The 21,396-nt window shown below is 68.2% G+C and carries 12 protein-coding genes; 7 read left to right on the forward strand and 5 right to left on the reverse strand.

The annotated features are described in order from the left end of the window. Nucleotides 1-55: 55 nt before the first annotated feature. A complete protein-coding gene (locus HH212_RS02020; RefSeq protein ID WP_169433857.1) occupies nt 56-2,785 on the reverse strand; it encodes a TonB-dependent receptor in 2,730 nt (909 codons plus the stop codon). A 149-nt stretch (nt 2,786-2,934) separates the two neighbouring features. Between HH212_RS02020 and HH212_RS02025 the strand changes: the two genes are divergently transcribed. After that, nucleotides 2,935-3,723, forward strand: a complete 789-nt coding sequence (locus HH212_RS02025) for a hypothetical protein (RefSeq protein WP_169433858.1) — start codon at nt 2,935-2,937, stop codon at nt 3,721-3,723. A 136-nt stretch (nt 3,724-3,859) separates the two neighbouring features. Continuing rightward, the gene (locus HH212_RS02030; protein ID WP_169433859.1) at nt 3,860-5,959 is read left to right on the forward strand and encodes an EAL domain-containing protein; all 2,100 of its coding nucleotides are present in this window, start codon (nt 3,860-3,862) and stop codon (nt 5,957-5,959) included. Nucleotides 5,960-6,190: 231 nt separating this feature from the next. On the opposite strand, the gene HH212_RS02035 is transcribed toward HH212_RS02030, so the two are convergent. The 4 genes from HH212_RS02035 to HH212_RS27160 form a co-directional block, all read right to left on the reverse strand. Next, nucleotides 6,191-8,914 carry a TonB-dependent receptor domain-containing protein gene (locus HH212_RS02035; RefSeq protein WP_169433860.1) on the reverse strand — a complete coding sequence of 908 codons (2,724 nt, stop codon included), beginning with the start codon at nt 8,912-8,914 and terminating at the stop codon, nt 6,191-6,193. Between the two features lie 103 nt (nt 8,915-9,017). Beyond that, nucleotides 9,018-9,467, reverse strand: coding sequence for a MarR family winged helix-turn-helix transcriptional regulator (locus HH212_RS02040; protein WP_170205210.1), 450 nt, complete (start codon nt 9,465-9,467; stop codon nt 9,018-9,020). 134 nt (nt 9,468-9,601) lie between these two features. After that, on the reverse strand, nt 9,602-11,221 hold the full coding sequence (locus tag HH212_RS02045; protein WP_169433861.1) for a sensor domain-containing diguanylate cyclase: 1,620 nt from the start codon (nt 11,219-11,221) through the stop codon (nt 9,602-9,604). A gap of 249 nt (nt 11,222-11,470) precedes the next feature. Continuing rightward, complete coding sequence (locus HH212_RS27160) at nt 11,471-13,471, reverse strand: sensor domain-containing diguanylate cyclase (protein WP_169433862.1); 2,001 nt, start codon at nt 13,469-13,471, stop codon at nt 11,471-11,473. Nucleotides 13,472-13,857: 386 nt separating this feature from the next. On the opposite strand from HH212_RS27160, the gene HH212_RS02055 reads away from it, so the two are divergent. The 5 genes from HH212_RS02055 to HH212_RS02075 all read left to right on the forward strand — a co-directional run bounded on the left by HH212_RS02055 (nt 13,858) and on the right by HH212_RS02075 (nt 21,379). Beyond that, entirely contained in the window at nt 13,858-14,382 is a 525-nt protein-coding gene (locus HH212_RS02055) for a (2Fe-2S)-binding protein (protein WP_169433863.1), read from the forward strand. Further along, entirely contained in the window at nt 14,379-15,422 is a 1,044-nt protein-coding gene (locus HH212_RS02060) for an FAD binding domain-containing protein (RefSeq protein ID WP_169433864.1), read from the forward strand. The genes HH212_RS02055 and HH212_RS02060 overlap by 4 nt, the downstream gene beginning before the upstream one ends. Then, entirely contained in the window at nt 15,419-17,731 is a 2,313-nt protein-coding gene (locus tag HH212_RS02065; protein WP_169433865.1) for a xanthine dehydrogenase family protein molybdopterin-binding subunit, read from the forward strand. Before HH212_RS02060 ends, HH212_RS02065 begins: the two co-directional genes overlap by 4 nt. Before the next feature lie 250 nt (nt 17,732-17,981). Next, on the forward strand, nt 17,982-20,579 hold the full coding sequence (locus HH212_RS02070) for a hybrid sensor histidine kinase/response regulator (protein ID WP_169433866.1): 2,598 nt from the start codon (nt 17,982-17,984) through the stop codon (nt 20,577-20,579). After that, on the forward strand, nt 20,519-21,379 hold the full coding sequence (locus HH212_RS02075; RefSeq protein ID WP_169433867.1) for an alpha/beta hydrolase: 861 nt from the start codon (nt 20,519-20,521) through the stop codon (nt 21,377-21,379). Before HH212_RS02070 ends, HH212_RS02075 begins: the two co-directional genes overlap by 61 nt. The last annotated feature ends 17 nt before the right edge of the window (nt 21,380-21,396 follow it).

Consider the following 21,396-nt stretch of genomic DNA (forward strand, 5'->3'; position numbering starts at 1 on the left):
CCCGATTTCCATCGCAGCGGCACCCTGATTATTTCGACTGTTCAGGCAGCCGCGCTCACATCTTCCAGCGCAGCGCCAGGCCCACCACGCGGTCGTAGCGGCGCACGTCGCGCGGCAACAGCGGCGTGCCGTGGTAGTCGTGGTAGGCCTGGTTCAGCAGGTTGCTGCCGTCCAGCGTCACGGTCATGCGCTCGTCGATCTTGTACGACAGCGAGGCATCCAGGGTCTTGATCGGGTCGACGATCAGATCCACGCCCAGGCCGCGGTAGTTGTAGGTGTCGACGAACTTGTCGCGCCAGCTGTAGGCCAGGCGCGCCGACCACGGGCCGCGCTCGTACAGGCCGACCAGGTTATAGGCGCGCTTCGACATGCCGGCGAAGGTGTTGCGGCTGCCGTCGGCTTCGTTCATGCCGCCGTCCATGTAGGTGAAGTTGGCCTGCATGCCCAGCCCGCTCATCCAGCCCGGCAGGCTGGAGAAGAACTGCTGGTAGGCGCCCTCGAAGCCGTACAGCTTGGCGGTGTCGAGGTTGTACGGACGGCTGACCAGGTACTGCTGGCCGTTGATGGTCTCGACCGCGTCGCGGCGGCGCAGGTAATTCTTGAAGTCGTGCTGGAACACGGTGCCGGTGAGCGAACCGTCCTTGGCGAAATACCATTCCAGCGCCAGGTCGAGGTTGCGCGCTTCCTGCGGCTTCAGGTTGGGGTTGCCCGAGGTGCCGGTCGGCAGGTTGGCATTGGTGGTGGTGACCGAACCCAGCGTCAGGCCCGGATTGTAGTCGCCGAAGGCCGCGCGCTCGATCGCCTTGCCGGCCACCAGGCGGCCGATCAGGTCGGGACGGAAGCTGGCGCGCAGGTTCAGGCTGGGCAGCACGTTGGTGGTGGTGCCGGACACCGAGACCGGCGTCACCGGCCCCGTGCCGGCGCGCGAGTTGCCGTCGATGCTCTGCCTGGTGCGCACCAGGCGCACGCCGGCGGTGCCGTCGACCGGGATGCCGAAGGCGTCGAAGCCGACCTTGGCCTTGCCGTACAGCGCGCTGGTGGTTTCCTCGTCGGTGTACAAGGACAGCGGATCGTCCGGCAGGCCGGCGCTGGTGCCCAGGATGGCCTGGCGCACGGCCCCGGTGTTATCCAGCAGGAAGTTCATGCAGGCGGCGTAGTACTGGTTGACGCCGTAGTTGCCATGGGTTTGCGGGCTGACGCAGGACAGGCCCGGCACGCTCGACGGCGCGCGTCCGGTGATGGTGGCCGGGCGGTAGTTGCCCAGTTCGTTCGCATGGGAAGCCTCGCGCTTGGCCACGCGCACCCCGCCCGACAGTTCCTTCAGGATGCCGGCGTCGTCCGGGGTCCAGTTGACGTCGCCGCGCCAGTCGTTGGCGCTGCCGTTCGCATGGTTGTGGTTGTCGTACAGCGCGATCATGGTCCATTTGGACGGATCGACCAGGTTCACGCCCGGGTAGTCGACGAAGCCGCCGCCGTCGCGCACGCCGCCGGTCACCGGGTGCGGCGCGGTATAGATCGAATCGAGGATCGGGTTTTCCTGGCGGTAGGTCGAGACCGTGCGCACCAGTTCCGACGACAGGCGCACCGTCGGCGAGACGTCCCAGGTGCCGCCGATGGCGCCCTGGGTGCCGCGCGACCAGTCGCGCCGCGCCTGGGTCGAGCTCAGCACCAGCGAGGTATCGCTCGGGTTGCTGATGGTGTCCAGGTAGCGCTTGCCGTCGGCGCCGACCGTGGTGACGGTCGAGGCGGCGTTGTTGATCGGGAAGCCGCCGACGAAGAACACGCTCTGCGAGTCGACGTCGATCTTGGTCGAGAAGCCTTCGGCATAGAACTGCATGTCGCGGTTCGGGCGCCATTGCGCGGCCAGGTTGGCGGCCAGGCGCTTGCGGTCGCCGGTGACCATCACGCGGCCGTTGCCGTCGGCGCCCTGCACCCCGGCCGGGTTGGTGTAGGTGGTCGGCTGGCCGGCCCACGCGGTCTCGTCGTGGTAGCGGCCGCGCTGGTACGAGAGGCCGCCCAGCAGGCCGAATTCGCCGAGGTCAGTCTTCCAGCGGTTGGACAGCAGGCCGCCCACCTGCGGGTCGGTCTTGCCGGTCTTGTCGCGGTGTTCGGCGCGCACGTTGACCGCGGTCTGCGAACCCTTGAAGTCGAACGGACGGAAGGTGCGCACGTCGATCACGCCCGAGGTGCCGCCTTCGACCATGTCGGCGCCCTGCGACTTGTACACGTCCACGCGCTGCAGCATCGACACCGGCACGTCGGTCAGGTTCAGGCTGCGGTCGGCGGCGGTGAACATCTCGCGGCCGTTGAGCAGCGTCCTGATGCCGCCCAGGCCGCGGATCACGATGCGCCCGGCCTCGCCGTTCTCGCGCACGGTCTGCACGCCGGTGATGCGGCCGAGCAGCTCGGCCACGTTCTTGTCCGGGAACTTGCCGATATCCTCGGCGACGATCGAATCGACCACCTGCTCGGCGTTCTTCTTGATGGTCTGGGCGCTCTGCGCCGCCTGGCGCTGGCCGTTGACCACGATGACGTTGGCGCCGGCATCGCGCGCCGGGGCGCGGTCGCCGGCAGTGCCGGCGGCGGCGCCGTCGGCGGGATCGTTGCTGTTATTGGCCGCCGTGTTGGCATTGGTGACGGCGGCGGCCGAAGCGGTGTCGGTCGATTGCGCCAGGGCCGGCAGGCTGCCTGCCAGTCCGGCGCCGGCCAGTGCGGCCACGAGGGCGCGCAGCGCGAAGGCGCGACGTTGGCTGGCCGGAACCTGGCCCGATGCGGTGCGTTCCATATGTCTCCTGATATCTTGTTATGATTTTTTTGTCGAGCATGTCGTATGGACATGCCGTTCGGTATCTTAGGCGGCAAGTCCGAGATCGATCCAATCAATTTTTCCGCGACTTCGATATCGTTTTTCGTATTCCTTTTACCCTTTCACTCATGCCAGCAGCCCGTTTTGCCGATTTCATCGACGTCATCCTCGCTACCGATCCGGATACCGTCGCCACGCCCGCCGCCATTCCCGCATCGTTCGTCGTGGCGCAGGAAAACGGCATCCAGGCCTGCTACACACCCTTCGATCACGTGAACACGGCTGCGCGCGTGGTCCTGGTCGGCATCACGCCCGGCTTCGTACACTGGAAAAACGCGGTGCGCGCGGCGCGCCAGGCCCTGCTCGCCGGCGTGCCGCATGCGGAGGTGCTGCATGCGGCCAAGACGGCAGGCGCCTTCAGCGGCGCGATCCGCCCCAACCTGGTCGCCGTGCTCGATCGCGCCGGCCTGCAGCGCTGGCTCGGCATCGCCAGTTGCGCCGATTTGTTCGGCACGCACGCGCACCTGCTGCACGTGACGGCGGTGCTGCGCCACGCGATCTTTGTCGACGGCAAGAACTACAGCGGCGCCAGCCCCAACATGCTGACCACGCCGCTGCTGCTGGACCAGATGCTCGACCATTTCGCGCCCGAGGCGGCGCTGTTGCCGGATGCGGTGTACGTGCCGATGGGTCCCAAGGTCGGCCTGGCGCTGTCGTGGCTGGCGCGCCGGGGCGTGCTGCGCGAGGAACGCATCCTGCACGGCATTCCGCATCCGTCCGGCGCGAATGCCGAGCGCATCGCCTACTTCCTCGGCCGCAAGGACAAGACGACGCTGTCGAACCGCACCAACGGAGCGCGCATCGATGCCGACCGCCTGGCGCTGGCGGCCCGGCTGGCGGCGCTGGGCATGCCCTGAAGCGGTCGCCTACCCTTGATGCATGGATATTGAACAACCGGGCCGTCTACGGGATAATGCCCGAAGTTGTCATCCGTGCTACATCCAAGCGTTCACGGCATTAGACTAGAAGCGTCTCGTACCGACCAGGCCGACCATGTCCATTCCTGCATCCATCGAAGCGCAGCCTCCCTGGTTCTTCCAGCGCATGCTCACGGCGAGCACCAACGGTATCGTCATCACCGATCCGCGCCAGCCTGACAACCCGATCGTCTACGTCAACCCGGCCTTCGAAGTCCTGACCGGCTACCGCCTGGACGATATCGCCGGACAGAATTGCCGCCTGCTGCAGAACGGCGACCGCCATCAGCCGCCGCTGACCGAACTGCGCGACAGCATCGCCGAGGAGCGCCCCTGCACCACCACGCTGCGCAACTACCGCAAGGACGGCAGCATGCTGTGGGTGCGCATGCACATCTTTCCGATGCACGACCAGGGCGGCCGCCTGATGAACTATGCCGGCTTCCTGCAGGACGTCACCAGTTCGATCGAGGCGCGCGAGGCGGCCGAGAACGCGCGCGAACACCTGAGCGCCGTCCTCGAGAGCATTACCGACGGCTGCCTGTCGCTCGACCGCGCCTGGCGCATCACCTACATCAACGAACGCGGCGCCGCCTGGCTGGGACACGATCCGGCCGACCTGATCGGCAAGTCGATCTGGACCGAGTTCCCGGACACCGCCGCCAGCCCTTTCCTGGAAACCTACCAGCAGGCCGCCAGCACCCGCCGGATGGCGCGCTGCGAAGGCTATTATTCGTCCCTGGGCATCTGGATGGAGGCGCGCGTGTACCCGACGCCGGAAGGCATCAGCGTGTTCTTCGCCGACATCAGCGCGCGCAAGGAAGCGGAAGCGCGCCTGCTGCACCTGGCCACGCACGACAGCCTGACCGGCCTGCACAACCGCTTCAGCTGCATGCGCGTGCTGGAAGCCGCACTGGCCGACGCCGAACAAGGCCACCACCCGGTCGGCGTGCTGTTCGTCGATCTCGACCGCTTCAAGGAAGTCAACGACGCCTATGGCCACCAGATCGGCAACCAGGTGCTGCAGGAACTGGGACGGCGCCTGTCGGCCTTTTCCGCGGAAGGCACCACGGTGGCGCGCATCAGCGGCGACGAGTTCGTGTTCGTGCTGACCAGGACCGAGGCCGCGGCGGCGCGGAAACTGGCGCAGGCCGTGCTGCAGCGCCTGGCGGCGCCGGTCGCGGTCGACGGCCACCACGTGACGGTCGGCGCCAGCATCGGCATCGCCATCGGCGATGGCGACATCCGCACGCCGGACGAGCTGCTCAACAATGCCGACGCGGCGATGTACGAAGCCAAGGCCAACGGCCGCCATACCTTCAGCGTGTTCTCGGCGGCGGAAACGCACCTGCTCAAGCAGCGCATGCAGCTGCGCCAGGAATTGTTCAACGCGCTGGAACAGCGCCAGTTCGTGCTGTACTACCAGCCGCAGATCTGCGCCGGCGACGGCGTCGTGGTCGGCGCCGAAGCCCTGCTGCGCTGGAACCACCCGCGCCTGGGCATCCTCGCGCCCGGCACGTTCCTGCCGATCCTCGAGGATTCGCCGGCCATGGCGGCGGTGGGCGCCTGGGTGTGCGAGGAAGCCTGCCGCCAGGCGCGCGAATGGGAGGGCATGGGCTACCGGCTGCAGATGGCGGTGAACGTGTCGCCGCGCCAGCTCACCGACGAGAACCTGCCGGCGCTGCTGAAGGCGCTGGTGGAACGCCATGGGCTCGATCCGGAATCGATCAAGCTGGAAGTCACCGAGAGCATGCTGATGCAGGACATCGACAAGGCCGCGCAGGTGCTGCGCCAGCTGATGCACGACGGCTTCCATATCGCCCTCGACGATTTCGGCACCGGCTACTCGAACCTGTCCTACCTGCGCCGCTTCCCGATCAACACGATCAAGATCGACCGCTCCTTCGTGCAGGAAATCGAGCAGGACCGCCGTTGCCTGGACATCGTCAACGGCGTGGTCGCCTTTGCCAAGTCGCTCAAGCTGTCGGTGATCTGCGAAGGCATCGAGACCGAGGGCCAGCGCAGCGCCCTGCGCTCGACCGGCTGCGACGTGCTGCAGGGCTATTTGATGGGCAAGCCGATGGCGGACGTGGAGTTCCGCCGGCTGCTGGCGCAAAGCCCGAAGCCGAAACGCTCCGAAGAGGATTGCTGGGAGCCGGAGCAGACGAGGAGTTGAGGCGTCAGCGCATTACCGGCCACCACGTCGTTCCCGGCCTTGGCGGCCCCCTTGGCGGGGACCCATACCGAGTAACCGGAGTCGCCGGGTAAGCATTTCAATGCAATTGCCGTCAGCTTGGGTCCCCGCATGCGCGGGGAGTCGTTTCAGGCAATGCCTGGAACGACGGTTTTCAAGCTGGCGATACCATTTTCGACAGCATTACACCTCTTCCCGCAAGCGCCTGCTCCTTCAAATCCCGAAGTGGTAATTCAACTCCACCCACCCCGTGCGCCCTGCCGGGCTGTAGTTGCCGACCGCATAGTTCGGCCAGCCGCCGGTGCTGTCATACTTGATGTGATTGAACAGGTTGTTGACGATCGCCGACAGCGTCAGGCGGTCGCTGACCCGATACACGACGCTGGCGTTGACGAGCGTGGTCGGGCTCAGGTAGCCGTCCTGGGCCGAATTCGGGATCTTGCCGTAGCGTGTCGCGAACAGGGTGGCGCCCAGGGCGCCGCGTTCCCACGCCAGGCTGGCGGCCAGCTTGTCCGGCCAATCGACGCTGTCGAGCGAATGCAGGTCGTCCTTGACCGCATCGCCGGCGAACTGGCGCGAACGGCGCGTCAGCGTCTTCGAATAGTTGCCGCGCAGCGTGAAGATGCCGTAGCCGGCCGTGCGCAGCGCGTATCTTGCGCTGACGTCGATGCCGCTGCTTTGCTGCTGGGCCGCATTGATCGGGTTGACGCGGATTTCCTTGATCTCGCCCGGCCGCACCGGCGAGTTGGCCGCGAAGCGGGTCACGCGCGCCAGCGCATCCACGCAGGTCGGCGAGGCGATGTCCTGCGCGCCCAGGCGGCAGGCGGCTTCGTCGCGCAGCAGCTGGTCGTCCGACAGGTTCGTCACCAGGTCGTCGATACGGATGTTCCAGTAGTCGACCGAGGCGTCGAAGCTGCTGCTGGGCGACCAGACGATGCCGGTGCCGTAGGACTTGCCCTGTTCCGGCTTGAGGTCGGCGCTGCCGTACTGGACGTAGTCCGCGCCCGGCGACACCTTGGCGAATTCGCAGCCGGCCAGCGGCTGGCCGGCCAGGCCGCAGCGGTAGTAATCCGTGGTGGACGCGTAGTAGCCGGTGCCGCGCGCCTTGTAGATGTAGTTCATGTCCGGGGCGCGGAAGCTGGTAGCGTAGTTGGCGCGCACCAGCAGTTCGCGCGCCGGGCGCAGTTCCAGGCCGCCGTTGTAGGTGAACTTGCCGTTGCTGCGCCCGGCGAACTCGTAGCGGTCGTAGCGGCCGGCCAGGGTGGCGCTCAAGATCTCGTGTAGCGGGATGCTGGCTTCCGTACCGGCGGCGTAGCGGTTGCGGGTGCCGGCGGTGACCACGCTGCCGCTGGTGGCGAGGTTGAACACGCCCTCGCCGATGCGCGCGTCGGGACGGTTGGCGAAACCCTGGCGGCCGGCTTCGGCGACCACCGCCAGCTGCAGCGGGCCGGCCGGCAGGCGCAGCAGTTCGCCGTTGGCGCTGGCCGACAGCGTGTGGGTCCAGGATTCGTCGTCGCTTTTCGTGGCGCCGGTGATGCCGTCGAACTCCGCCGCCGTCAGGCGCGTGGCCAGGCGCGCCGGGTCGGGTGCATAGATGGCGATGCCGTTGGCGTCCAGGCCGAGCTTCGGTCCCAGGAAGAAGCTGTCGATATTGGCCAGGGCGCGCGGCGCCGTGTTGCGGCTGCCGTACCAGGAAGCGCTGTAGCCGGTTTCCCACTTCCAGCCGGTGCCGCGGAAGATGCCGTGCGCGCCCAGCGCGATGGCGGCGGTGTCGTCCTGCCAGAGGCGGTCGTAGCGCGCCACGCCGCCCATCTCTTCCGGCGAGATGTAACGGGTCCAGGCTTCGTAGCGGCCGGTATTGCGGTTCAGGAAGTAACTGCCGTTCAGCGACGACGACGTCCACGACGGGCCGCGCGTGTTGTTGCGGGTATCGTTGCGACCCAGCAGGACGTCGGCCGACAGCGTAGTGTCCTGGTCCAGCTCGTAGGTGGCGCTGGCGAAGGCGTTCTTGCTCAGGTTTTGCGTCTGCACCGACCAGTAGGTCGGGCTGACCTTGTTGCTGGCGCAGTAGCTGCCGGTGCGCGAAGCGTAGCTGCCGACGCTGGCGCCGAACAAGTTGCCCAGCGCCGCGCAGGTGGCGCCCGGATCGACGTAGCGCCCGGCGCTGGCGTCGCGGCGCGACAGCACGTTGGTCGGCGTGCCCTGGCGCACTGCCATGAAGTCGCGCTGGGTGGCGGCGATCGGGTTGCGGTCGTCGATCTCGAGCGAGAACACGGTGCTGAGGCGGTCGAACTGGCGGCCGCCGGTGACCTGCAGGCGGCGTTCGGCGCCGCCGCCGCGGCTGGTGCCGCCGGCCTTGAGGTTGACGTCGACGCCGTCGAACCGCTTCTTGAGGATGATGTTGACCACGCCGGCCACCGCGTCGGAACCGTAGATGGCCGAGGCGCCGCCGGACAGGATCTCGATGCGCTCGACGATCGAGGACGGGATGTTGGCCAGGTTGGTGAAGTTGACGGTGCCGTCGTAGGCGATCGGGAAGTCGGCCAGGCGCCGGCCGTTCAGCAGCACCAGCGTGTGGTTGGGGCCGAGGCCGCGCAGGCTGATGGTGTTGGCCGAGGGCGTGAAGGTGTTGCCGTAGTCGGCGCCCTGGGTGAAGCCGCTGTTCTGCACCTGGTTGTTGAGGGCGTCGAACACGTTCTTGTAGCCCTGGCGGGTGATGTCCTCGCCCTTGATGACGGTGACGGCCGACGGGCCTTCGAGGCCGGCGCGCGGGATGCGCGATCCGGTGACGACGACCGAGGCCGGGACCGCGGCGGATTCGCCGGGTACGGCGCCGGCGGCGGATGCGTCGGCGGCGGCCGGCACGGCTTGCGCCTGGGCCAGCAGCGGCGCGCCGGCCAGGACGGCGTAGGCGGCCAGGAAATGCTTGTGATTCATCGAGAGGCTTGGTTTTTCTAAGGGAGGCGGACTATACCAAGCCGGGCGACACTGCAGAACGAAGCATTCCGAACAAGCTTATGCGATATGCATCGGCTTGCCGTCAGGCGCTGGCCGCGAGGCGCGCGCGCAGCAGGTCGAGCTGCTGCTTGATGGCGCCGAGTTCGTGCGGCGCGCAGGCGGTGGCGCAGAACACCTGCTCCTGGATCGCGCGCGCCTGCGCGGCCATGGCGCGGCCGGCATCGGTGAGCGCCACCAGTACCTGGCGCTCGTCGGCGCTGGAACGGCTGCGCCGCAGCAGGCCGGCCGTTTCCAGGCGTTTCAGCAGCGGCGTCAGCGTGGCCGAATCGAGGAACAGGCGCGCGCCGATGTCGGATACCGTGAGCCCGTCGCGCTCCCACAGCACCAGCATGACCAGGTATTGCGGATACGTCAGGTCGAGCTTGCGCAGCAGCTTGCGGTAGACCTTGTTCATTGCCAGGCCGGTCGAATACAGCGCGAAGCACAGCTGCTCGTCGAGCAGCGGCGCATTCGGCCGCGCATTCTCGGGCATGTCCTGCGGCGCGCTGGTTGGGGGGTGGTCGGCTTCCATGAAACCATGTTAGATCGCGTGCTATTCAATTGCAAGCAAGCGGGTCCAAATGTTTTCTATCGGCGCGATCGGTTTTGGCAATGCGGCGCGACGCGCTATGCGGTGAAGCTCTGCTCGTCGGTGGCGCACTCGGCCGGCGCCGGCACGCCGTCGTCGCGCCATGCGCCGCTGGTGCGGTTGCGACCGCCCGACTTGGCGCCGTACAACAGCTGGTCGGCGGCGCTCACCCAGCCGTGCGCGGCACCCTGCCCATCGGCGGCCGGATGGCCGGCAATCACGCCCAGGCTGAGCGTGACGTGGCCGGTCGGGCTGTCGGCATGCGCGATCTGCATGGCGGCGACCGCGGCGCGGATCGATTCGGCCACCGCCAGCGCGCCTTCCAGGTCGGTGTCCGGCAGGATCACGGCGAACTCTTCGCCGCCGTAGCGCGCCGCCAGGTCGGCCGGCCGGCGCGCGCCGGCGCCGATGGCGGCGCCGACCTGGCGCAGGCATTCGTCGCCGGCCACGTGGCCGTAGCGATCGTTGTATTTCTTGAAGAAGTCGACGTCGGTCAGGACCAGGGCGAACGGCGTGCTGGTGCGGCGCGCGCGGCCGACCTCGCGCTCGAGGGTGGCCTCGAACAGGCGCCGGTTGCCCAGGCCGGTCAGGCCATCGCTCTCGGCCAGCGCCTTGAGCGACACGTTATGCTGCTGCAGCGTGGTCCCGGCCAGCAGCAATTCGTCCTCGAGCCGTTCGCGGATGCGGATCTGGCGGATCATGCGCGCCCCGCCCCAGGCCAGCATGGCGACCGCGAACGCCACCACGCAGCTCATCTTGACCACCGCGATCCACCAGCCCGCCAGGATCTCGTCCTTGGACTGGGCGCTGGCCACGATCAGCGGGTAATTGTCGAGGTGGCGGTAGCTGTACAGGCGTTCGATGCCGTCGATCTTCGAGCGCAGCATGGCGGTGCCGACCGGACCGCTGCTCTTGTACATCTGGTAGATCGGGCCGGAGCGGATGTCGTTGCCGACCTGGACTTCCTTGAACGGGCGGCGGTACACCAGCCGGCCCTCATCGGTGGACAGCAGGATGGTGCCGGAGCGGCCGACGTCGAAGCGGTCGTAGAAGGCGCCGAAGAAGCGCAGGTCGAGCGTCACCAGCGCCACCCCGCCGAAGCTGCCGTCCGGGTTGTCGATGCGGCGCGACACCGGCAGCACCATCACCCCGGTGGCGCGGCTGCGCACCGGCTGGCCGACGTGGGTCTTGCGGTCCGTGTGGGACTGGTGATAGCGGAAGTATTCGCGGTCGGCGTTGTTGCCCGATTGCACCTGTTTCAGCGAGGTGACGTCCCACCTGCCGTCCGGGCCGAAGAAGAACACGCCGTGGATCTCCGCCGTGCTGGCCTCGATGTTCATGAAGCGGCGGTGCAGGCGCTGCTTTTCCGCGCCGTCCAGGCCGTCGCGCTCGTCGCTTTCGATGCGCTCCACGGTTTCGCCCAGGATGGCGTCGGCGATCTTGAGGGAGGTCTCGGCCTGGGCCGCCAGCGCGCGCGCCATGTTGGAGGTACTGGCCGCGGATTGCTCCAGCTGGCCCTGGCGTGCCGTCCACAGGCTCCAGCCATGGATGCCGATCAGCAGTGCGCAAAAACCCACGAGCAAGGCGATCGAACGCCCGATGACGGGGCGCCGAATCTTGTTCAGGTGGTTCAGGCGGGGAGCGGAACTGGGGGTCATCGGTATCGGTGGGGGAATGGCTGACTGTCGAAGCCAGCATAGACGCCACCGACAAATAAGTCCAACGGGCAATAACTATCGGACTTAACTCCGGTCAAGATCACGGCATCTGGATGCTTTTTGGTTGCCGTAAAACAACATGGAGTTCTTTTGGTAAATAATTGAAATCCGATCAATGGTGACAACTCGACCATGTCTCGAATCCTGCGCCGGATGGCCGTTCCATGCCGTCCGGCCCGCCCGGCGTCCTCAGACGTTGTCGACCACCAGCACCGAGGCGGTATCGCGGCCGCCGCGCTTGGACTGGTACAAGGCCTCGTCGGCCGCATGGGCCAGGGCCGCCTGCTCCGGCCGCGGCGACCAGGCGAAGCCGATGCTGGCCGACACCGCCAGCTTGCGGCCGTCGCAGTCGAAGGGCGCGCGCATGGCCTCCAGCAGCTTGTCGGCGATGCGCTGGCATTCCAGCGGCGAGCCGACCTGCTCCAGCACGATCACGAACTCGTCGCCGGCCAGGCGCGCCACGGTGTCGGTGCTGCGCACGGTGGCCGACAGGCGCTGGCCGAATTCGCGCAGCACGGCGTCGCCGCCGGCGTGGCCGTGGCTGTCGTTGATCTGCTTGAAGTGGTCGACGTCGAGATAGGCCAGCGCCAGCGGCATCGCGCTGCGGCGCGAGCGCGCGATCGCCTGCACCAGGCGCTCCTCGTAGCTGCGCCGGTTCGGCAGGCCGGTCAGGTGGTCCGAATGGGCCAGCGCATGCAGCTGGCGCTCGTACTGGCGCGCCGAGGTGGCGTCGGTGGACAGCACGTAGATGCCGTGCACCATGCCGTCGCGCATGTGCGGCAGGTAGGTGGTGCTGATCACGCGCTTGCGCCCGCGCCGTTCTTCCTCGATCTCCAGGTGCGAACCGTGCCCGGACAGGCAGCGTTCCAGCGCCGCCTTGCGCGGCGCGTAGAAGGTCTCGCCCATCGCTTCCGGCACGGTCTTGCCGAGCATGTCCTCGCAGCGCACGCCGAACCATTCGCGGTAGCGCTGGTTGGCGAAGCGGTAGCGCAGCTCGATGTCGATGTACGAGATCAGCGCCGGCACGTTGTCGGCGATGGTGCGCAGGCGCTCTTCGCTTTCCAGCACCTGCGCGCGCGAATCGAACAGTTCGGTCACGTCCTTCATGATCACCACGGCGCCCAGCTTTTCGCCGCCGGCGCCCTTGAGCGCGCGGCCGCTGGCCAGGATCTGGCGCGCCTTCAGGCCTTCCGGCGCGATCACCATGCCAGCATCCTTGACGCGCTCGCCGCGCAGCGCCCGGCCCAGCGGAACCTGGTCCTGGGGCAGCGGCGTCAGCCCATCGGACTTGAACAGGTCGTAGCGCGTGGACCAGTCGGCCATCGCCACCTGCTCGGCATCCAGGCCGTGGAATTTGCGGGCCTCGCGGTTGAACAGGGTCAGCGCGCCGTCGCCGTCGCAGGCGACCACGGCGACATCGACCGTCTCCAGCACCGCGTCCAGTAATTCCTGCTTCTGGCGCAGCGCATCCTCGACCGCCATGCGGTGCGCGGCTTCCTGTTCCAGGGCGCGGTTCTGGGCGTGCAGCGCGCGCGTGCGCTCCTCGACGCGCTGTTCCAGCTGCGCGTTGAGTTCGCACAGCGCCTGCTGGGCGCTGTCGCGCGCGGCCACCACCACCAGGCGGTTCAGCTCGTCCTGCACCAGGCGCGCCAGGTCCTTCAGCAGCAGGCGGGCGGCCTGGTCGAATTCGCGCGGGCGCGTGTCCATCACGCACAGGGTGCCGAGCGGCTGGCCTTCCAGGCTGCGCACCGGCTGGCCGGCATAGAAGCGGATGTGCGGCGCACCGGTGACGAGGGCATTCGTGGCGAAGCGTTCGTCCAGGTGGGTGTCGGGCACCACCAGCACGTCGTCCAGCGCCACCGCATGGCTGCAAAAGGCGAGCGAGCGCGGCGTCTCGCTCATCTCGACGCCGAGGCACGACTTGAACCACTGGCGGTCGGTGTCGACCAGCGAGATCAGGGCGATCGGCGCATCGAAGACGGCGCTGGCGATGCGCGTGAAGCGGTCGAAGCGCTCTTCCTGGGGGTGTCGAGAATGCCGAGGGCGTGCAGGGCCTTGACGCGTTCCTCGTCCGCGAGTTCTTGTTGACTGAGCATGAATATCCTGGCCGCAGGGGCGAAGAAGAGAACCGGCAGAGTCGGGGCCGGGGGATCGGACAATGGCTGGGCAGTAAGCGCTTCCGGGAAGCAATTTTATTCGATTTCCCCAAAGCTGTCCGTTCTTACCACGATAGTTTCCATATAGAAACTAAAGTTTTTGTGCAAAGATTGCGATTCAATCTATCAAAACATGGCATGAACTCATTTTCTCGAATGCCCAAGAAATACCGGGCACCGTGCACGCGGCATCGGTTTCCTATAACACAACTGTAAAATCATCGACATGCCGATATCGTAACGTAGAGTTGTTGCGCACAAATGAATGACGCTGCCGGCATGTTGCGCGTTAGCCTCAATGCATTGGATCGTCTACGCATTTCCCGCAATAAGATAGCGAATTGACATTATGTGTGGCACTTAACCGAACCGCCGCACGGCTCTGCGTATGGTGGGAGCTTCGCTCATGAAAGGACGGTCATGGACCTCTACCAGAAGTACCCCATCCGGCTGCGCATCAACGAACAGGACCGGGAATTCGACGTCGAATCCTGGGTCACCCTGCTCGACCTGCTGCGCGAACGGGCCGGATTGACCGGCACCAAGAAAGGCTGCGACCACGGCCAATGCGGCGCCTGCACCGTGCTCGTCGACGGCAAGCGCGTGAATTCCTGCCTCACCCTGGCCGTCATGCAGAACGGCCACGAGGTGACCACCATCGAAGGCATGGCCAAGGGCAATGAACTGCATCCGCTGCAGCAAGCCTTCATCGAGCAGGACGCCTTCCAGTGCGGCTACTGCACGCCCGGCCAGATCTGTTCGGCCGCCGGCCTGATCGCCGAGGGGCAAGCCCGATGTCGCGACGACGTGCGCGAACTGATGAGCGGCAACCTGTGCCGCTGCGGCGCCTACCCGCAGATCGCGCGCGCGGTGATCCAGGTGATGGGCATCGAAGAGCCCGACACCAAGAAAGAAGGCTTCACCACGGGAGCGGTGCTGACATGAAACCATTCGCCTTCTCCCAACCGCAGGACGTCGACGGCGTCCTGGCCCTGCTGGCGAGCGAGGGCGCCCGCCCGGTCGCCGGCGGCACCAACCTGCTCGACCTGATGAAGGAAAACGTGATGTCGCCCACGCAATTGGTCGACATCAACCTGCTCGGCAAGGCCGGCCTGGACAAGGTCGAGGAAGCCGACGGCGGCCTGCGCCTGGGCGCGCTGGCGCGCAACGCCGACACCGCCTACCACGCGCTGGTCAAGGAACGCTATCCGCTGCTGTCGTCGGCGATCCTGGCCGGCGCCTCGCCGCAGCTGCGCAACATGGCGACCAACGGCGGCAACCTGCTGCAGCGCACCCGCTGCGTGTATTTCTACGACGTCGGCACGCCCTGCAACAAGCGCGAACCCGGCACCGGCTGCCCGGCCAAGCACGGCGTCAACCGCCAGCTGGCGATCCTGGGCACCAGCGAGCAATGCATCGCCACCCACCCATCCGACATGTGCGTGGCGCTGCGCGCGCTGGACGCCACCGTGCACGTGCGCGGCAAGGGCGGCGAGCGCGCGATCCCGTTCGCCGACTTCCACCGCCTGCCGGGCGACCGTCCGGACCTGGACAGCACCCTGCAGCCGGGCGAACTGATCACCCACATCACGGTGCCGGACGCCGACCGCTTCCGCGCACACTCCGCCTACATCAAGGTGCGCGACCGCCTGTCGTACGCGTTCGCGCTGGTGTCGGTAGCGGCCGCGCTCGACATCGATGCCGGCGGCACCATCCGCGCCGCGCGCATCGCGCTGGGCGGCGTCGCCCACAAGCCGTGGCGCGTCGAGGAAGCGGAAGCGGCGCTGGTGGGCAAGGCCACCGGCGAGGCCGCCTTCGAGGCCGCCGCCGAACGCATCCTGCAGGGCGCGCGCGGCTACGGCCAAAACGACTTCAAGCTGGTCCTGGCCCGCAACGCCATCGTCCAGGCCTTGACCACCGCCACCCGCGGCACCGAACACGCCCAGGGCAAGGGCAACCAGCAACCGAACGGAGAACGACCATGACCGACCTGATCCCCGAACTGCGCGCCCCGTCCGCGCCCGAGGGCACCGGCCGCGTGCGCGCCGGCATGCCGGTTTCGCGCGTGGATGGCCGCGACAAGGTCACCGGCGCCGCCAAGTACGCCGCCGAGCACGAGGCCGACGACCTGAGCTACGGCGTGGTCGTCAGCGGCACCGTGGCCAAGGGCCGCATCAAGCAGCTCGACGTGTCGGCGGCGCTGGCCGCGCCCGGCGTGATCGAGGTGCTGACCCACGAGAACCGCCCCAAGATGCGCTCGCTCGACATCGCCTGGAAGGACATGACCGCCCCCGGCGGCTCGCCCTTCCGTCCTTTGTACAGCGACCGGGTGTTCTACAGCGGCCAGCCGATCGCGCTGGTAGTGGCCGAGACCTTCGAGGAAGCGCGCCACGCCGCCGCGCTGGTGCGCGTCACCTACGACGTCGAGCAGCACGAGACCAACATGCTCGACAACCTGCACATGGCGTATAAACCGCGGCCGATGAAGGCCGGCTTCACGCCGCCCTCGTCCAAGGGGGATTTCGACAAGGCGTGGCAGGCGGCGCCGGTCAAGGTCGAGTCCGAGTTCTACAACGGCGTCGAGCACCACAATCCGATGGAGATGTTCGCCTCCACCGTCATCTACGGCGAGGATGGCCACCTGACCATCTACGACAAGACGCAGAGCTCGCAGAACAGCCGCTGGTTCGTGTCGCACGGCTTCGGCCTGTCCAAGGACAAGGTCACGGTGCGCAACCCGTACGTGGGCGGCGCCTTCGGTTCCGGCCTGCGTCCGCAATACCAGCTGCCGCTGGCGGTGATGGCGGCGCAGAAGCTCAAGCGCTCGGTGCGCGTGGTGCTGACGCGCCAGCAGATGTTCAGCTTCGGCCACCGCCCGGAAACCTGGCAGAAGCTCAAGCTGGCCGCCGGCCAGGACGGCAAGCTGCAGGGCATCTACCACGAGGCGGTGCACGAGACCTCGCGCCTGGAAGACTACGTCGAGGTGGTGGTCAACTGGTCCGGCCAGCTGTACGCCTGCGAGAATATCGAGCTCGGCTACAAGCTGGTGGCACAGGACCGCTACAGCCCGATCGACATGCGCGCGCCCGGCGCCGCCCACGGCGTGCAGGCGCTGGAAATCGCGATGGACGAGCTGGCGTATAAACTGGAGATGGACCCGCTCGAACTGCGCCTGCTGAACTACGCCGAGACCAACCCGCTCGACGGCAAGCCCTACTCCACCAAGGAACTGCGCCAGTGCTACCTGCAGGGCGCCGAGCGCTTCGGCTGGAAGGACCGTCCGCTGGCGCCGCGCTCGATGCGCGACGGCGACGAGCTGGTCGGCTGGGGCATGGCCACCGGCATCTGGGATTCGCTGGTGATGGTGGCGCGCGTGTCGGCGGTATTGCACGCCGACGGCCGGCTGGTGGTGTCCAGCGCGGCCACCGACATCGGCACCGGCACCTACACCGCGATGTCGATCATCGCGGCGGAAGCGATGGGGCTGCCGATGGAGCGGGTGACCTTCCAGCTGGGCGACTCGACGCTGCCGATGGCGCCGATCGAGGGCGGCTCGTCGCACGTGGCCACCGTCGGTTCCGGCGTGGCCGGCGCCTGCGACAAGCTCAAGGCGACCCTGCTCAAGCTGGCCCAGCAACTGCCGGATTCGGCGTTCAAAGGTTTGAAGCCGAAGGAAGTCGATTTCGAGGACGGCGCCATCCAGCCGCACGGCAAGCCGGAGCAGGCGGTGCAGCTGAGCGCCCTGCTGGCCCAGGCCGGCAAGGAGCGGGTCGAGGAAAAATTCCTGATGACCCCGCAGATGCTCAAGCAGCGCAAGTACGTGCGCGCGGTGCACTCGGCCGTGTTCTGCGAGGTGCGCGTCAACGAGAAGCTGGGCATGGTGCGGGTGACGCGCGTGGTCGACGCGGTGGCCGCCGGGCGCATCATCAGCGGCAAGACCGCAGCCAGCCAGATCGTCGGCGGCGTGGTCTGGGGCATCAGCCAGGCGCTGCATGAAGAAACCCATACGGACCACCGCCTGGGCCGCTTCATGAACCACAACTACGCCGAGTACCACATCGCGGCCAACGCCGACATCCACGATATCGACGTCATCTTCGTGGAAGAGGACGACCGCATCGTCAGCAAGCAGCTGGGCGTCAAGGGCGTGGGCGAGATCGGCATCGTCGGCGTCGCCGCCGCGATTTCCAACGCCATCTTCCACGCCACCGGCAAGCGCCTGCGCAGCACGCCGATCACGCCGGACAAGATCCTGCTGGGCGACCAGGAAGTGCCGCTGCAGCAGCGCGGCTGACCGCCGCGCCAGCGCGTGCGCGGACCCGTTCCGCGCACGCGCTGGCGCGTGAACATGCACCGGGCGCCCCTGCGGCGCCCGCTTGCATTCCGGGGCGCGCTCCGGCACAGCCATAGGCTCGTCTGTACGCCTGCGCCTACGCGGACACGCGAATGCCGCCCTTGTCCGGTGCTGCCGCCCTGGCCTACGATGAAACCTCATTCACAGGTGCCGCTTCCGGCGCGCCACGCCATGGAAGCCACTCAGCAACATGCCTCAAGACCTTTCTTCCGACAACAAGGGAAGCGCCGATGACGTCCTCACCGTAGAGGAACTCGCGCACCGTCCACCCCGCCCGCGCGACGAGCGCGCCGAGAACGCGGCCTTGTCCGCGCTCGCGCACTGCCTCGCGGCCAGTCCGCGCACCGTGCTGCAGCAGATCGCCGAGCAGGCGCTGGCGCTGTGCGGCGCCGACGCGGCTGGCGTCAGCATCCTCGACGGGCCAGCCATCGAGGGCCAGGCCAAATATCCCGGTATGCTTGCAGGTACGCTGCGCCGTCATGCCCTGGCCGAGCGCGCCGCCGCGTCGGCCGGGGCCGCCGGCGCCATCGCCCAAGCCGCCGAGGTGCTGGCGGTGCCGTGGCGCCTGGACGGCACGGTGCGCGGCGCCGTGTGGATCGCCACGCGGCATGCGCAGCGCCGTTTCGACGGCGGCGATGCGCGCCTGCTCGATGCCCTTGGCGGCTTCGCCGCGGCGGCCTGGCGCCTGGGAGACCAATCGAGCGACCTGGACGCCATGCGCCGCCTGTACGGCCTGCACGCCCGCCTGGCCACCGAAACCGAACTGCAGCCGGCGCTCGACCTGATCCTGCGCAGCGCCTGCGCCTTCGCCCATGCCGAACACGGCTGCGTGCAGCTGACCGCGGCCGACGGTTCGTTCGAGACCGTGGCGCGGCGCGGCAGCGGCGGCGACGGCGACGGCGACGGCGACGGCGTGCCGTACCGCTCGACGCCGATGGTCAACCGCAACGGCGAAACGGTCGGCATGCTGCGCACCGGCCATCCGTCCAGGCAGCCGCCGGGTGACGAAGCGGTGCGCCTGGTCGACATGCTGGCCTGGACCGCGGCCGATTTCGTCGAACGCCAGCGCGCGCTGGAACAACTGCGCCGCAACGAGCAGCGCCAGGCCTTCTTGCTCGAATTGAACGACGTGCTGCGTCCGCTGAGCGACCCGGCCCAGGTCCAGGCCGAGGCCGCGCGCGTACTCGGCCAGCACCTGCATGCCAGCCGCGTCGGCTACGGCATCGACGAAGGCAGCGGCCACCTCGCCATCAGCCGCGCCTATGCCAACGGCGTGGCCCAGCTGGACGGCCTGTACCGCTACGACGATTTCGGCGCCCACCTGCTGCCGGCGTTCCGCTCGGGGCACCTGGTGGTGCATGCGGATATCGCAAGCGAACCGCTGGGCGAGGAAGCGCAGCGCGCCCACGCCGCGCTGCAGATCGCCGCCTCGGTCAACGCGCCGCTGGTCAAGGACGGCGCGCTGGTGGCGATCCTGTTCGTGCACCAGGACCGGCCGCGCCGCTGGAGCAAGGCCGAGATCGGGCTGATGCAGGAAACCGCCGAGCGCACCTGGGCGGCGATCGAACGCGCCCGCGCCGAACAGGCGCTGCAGGAAGCCGACCGCCGCAAGGACGAATTCCTGGCCACGCTGGCGCACGAGCTGCGCAACCCGCTGGCGCCGATCAGCAACGCCGTGCACCTGATGCGGCGCCCGGACGGGCGGCGCGTGACCGACCGCCTGATGGGCATCGTCGAGCGCCAGGTCAAGCAGATCGTCAAGCTGGTCGACGACCTGCTGGAAATCTCGCGCATCACGCGCGGCAAGATCGAGCTCGACCGGCAAGTGGTGGAACTGGCCGACGCCGTGCGCGACGCGGTCGAGACCAGCCGCCCGCTGGTCGAGCGCGCCCATCACCAGTTGACGGTATCGCTGCCGGAACAGCCGCTCACCGTGCTGGCCGACAGCATGCGCCTGACCCAGATCGTGACCAACCTGGTCAACAACGCCGCCAAGTACACCGAGGCCGGCGGCCACATCTGGCTGAGCGCCATGCACGAGGGCGACGACGTGGCGATCCGGGTGCGCGACAACGGCCTCGGCATTCCCGATAGCGAACTGCCGCGCGTGTTCGAGATGTTCGCCCAGGCGCACCAGCATGCCGCGGTGAGCGGCGCCGACGGCCTCGGCATCGGCCTGGCGATCGTGCGCAAGCTGGTCGAGATGCACGGCGGGACCGTCGAGGCGCACAGCGCCGGCGTGCACCAGGGCAGCGAATTCGTGGTGCGCCTGCCGCTGCTGCACGATGCCGAAGCCGAAGGCGACGACACGCCGTTGCCGGAACGCGGCGAGCTCGAGGACCAGCGCATCATGGTGGTGGACGACAACCGCGACGCCGCCGATACGCTGTCGCTGCTGCTGGAATCGCACGGCGCCGTGGTGCGCACCTTCTACGACGGCCGCAGTGCCCTGGCCGCGCTGGATGGATTCGCACCCGGCGCCGTGCTGCTCGACCTCGGCATGCCCGAGATGGACGGCCTGACGGTGGCGCGCTACATCCGTGCCGAAGCCCGCTTCGCCGGCACGCGCCTGCTGGCCCTGAGCGGCTGGGGCCAGGAAGCCGACCGCCAGCGCACCCGCGCCGCCGGTTTCGATCATCACCTGACCAAGCCGGTGGACTTCCCGGCGCTGCAGGCCTGGCTGACCAGCGCACCGGCGCCCGCACTGGCGGCCGCGCAGGCGGCGCCGTGCCTGGCGCCGTCCGCGCCGGTCCGGGCGGACGCGCCGCCCTCCCCGCCCTCATGCTGACGCTGGAAACCATCGTGCGCCGTCCGGCGCGGCCGCGTGCGGGCGCGCCGCGCCTGCTGCTGGTACACGGCATCTGCGTCGGCGCCTGGGTCTGGGAAGAACACTTCATGCCCTACCTGGCCGACGCCGGCTTCGAAGTCCACGCGCTCAGCCTGCGCGGCCACGGCGCCAGCGCGGGACGCGACCGCCTCGACGACTGGCGCCTGGCCGACTACACCGAAGACCTGCGGCGCACCGCGGCGGCGCTGGATGACGCGCCGCTGGTGGTGATCGGCCACTCGCTGGGCGGCGCCGTGGTGCAGGACTGGCTGCGCGGCGGCGGCAAGGCGCTCGGCGCCGCCCTGCTGGCCTCGGTGCCGCCGTGGGGCCTGGCCTGGTCCGCCTGGCAGATGCTGTGGAGCGCGCCCGACCTGTTCCAGCAGATGCTGCGCCTGGGCGGCGACGCTGCGGCGCTCGACCCGGCCGTCATGCGGCGCAACCTGTTTTCCGACGACCTGCCGGATGCCGACTATGCGCGCTTCATCGCCCGCACCGGCGGCGAATCGCGCCGGGTCGGCATGGAACTGCAGGGCTGGCGCCCGTTCGCGCCGGCGCCCTGGCGCGCGCCGCCGATGTTTGTGCTGGGCGGCGCGGCCGACCGCTTCATCGGCGCCGACGCGGTGCGCGGCAGCGCCGCCTACTATGGCGTGCCCTCGCTGCTGGTGCCGCGCATGGCGCACGCGCTGATGCTGGAGCCGCGCTGGGAAGCGGCGGCGCGCCCGCTGCGCGACTGGCTGGAACGGCTGTCCTCCCATCCCTGAATCGCCCCTTCCCCGTG

The organism is Massilia forsythiae (assembly GCF_012849555.1).
GTDB classification, from domain to species: Bacteria; Pseudomonadota; Gammaproteobacteria; order Burkholderiales; family Burkholderiaceae_D; genus Telluria; species Telluria forsythiae.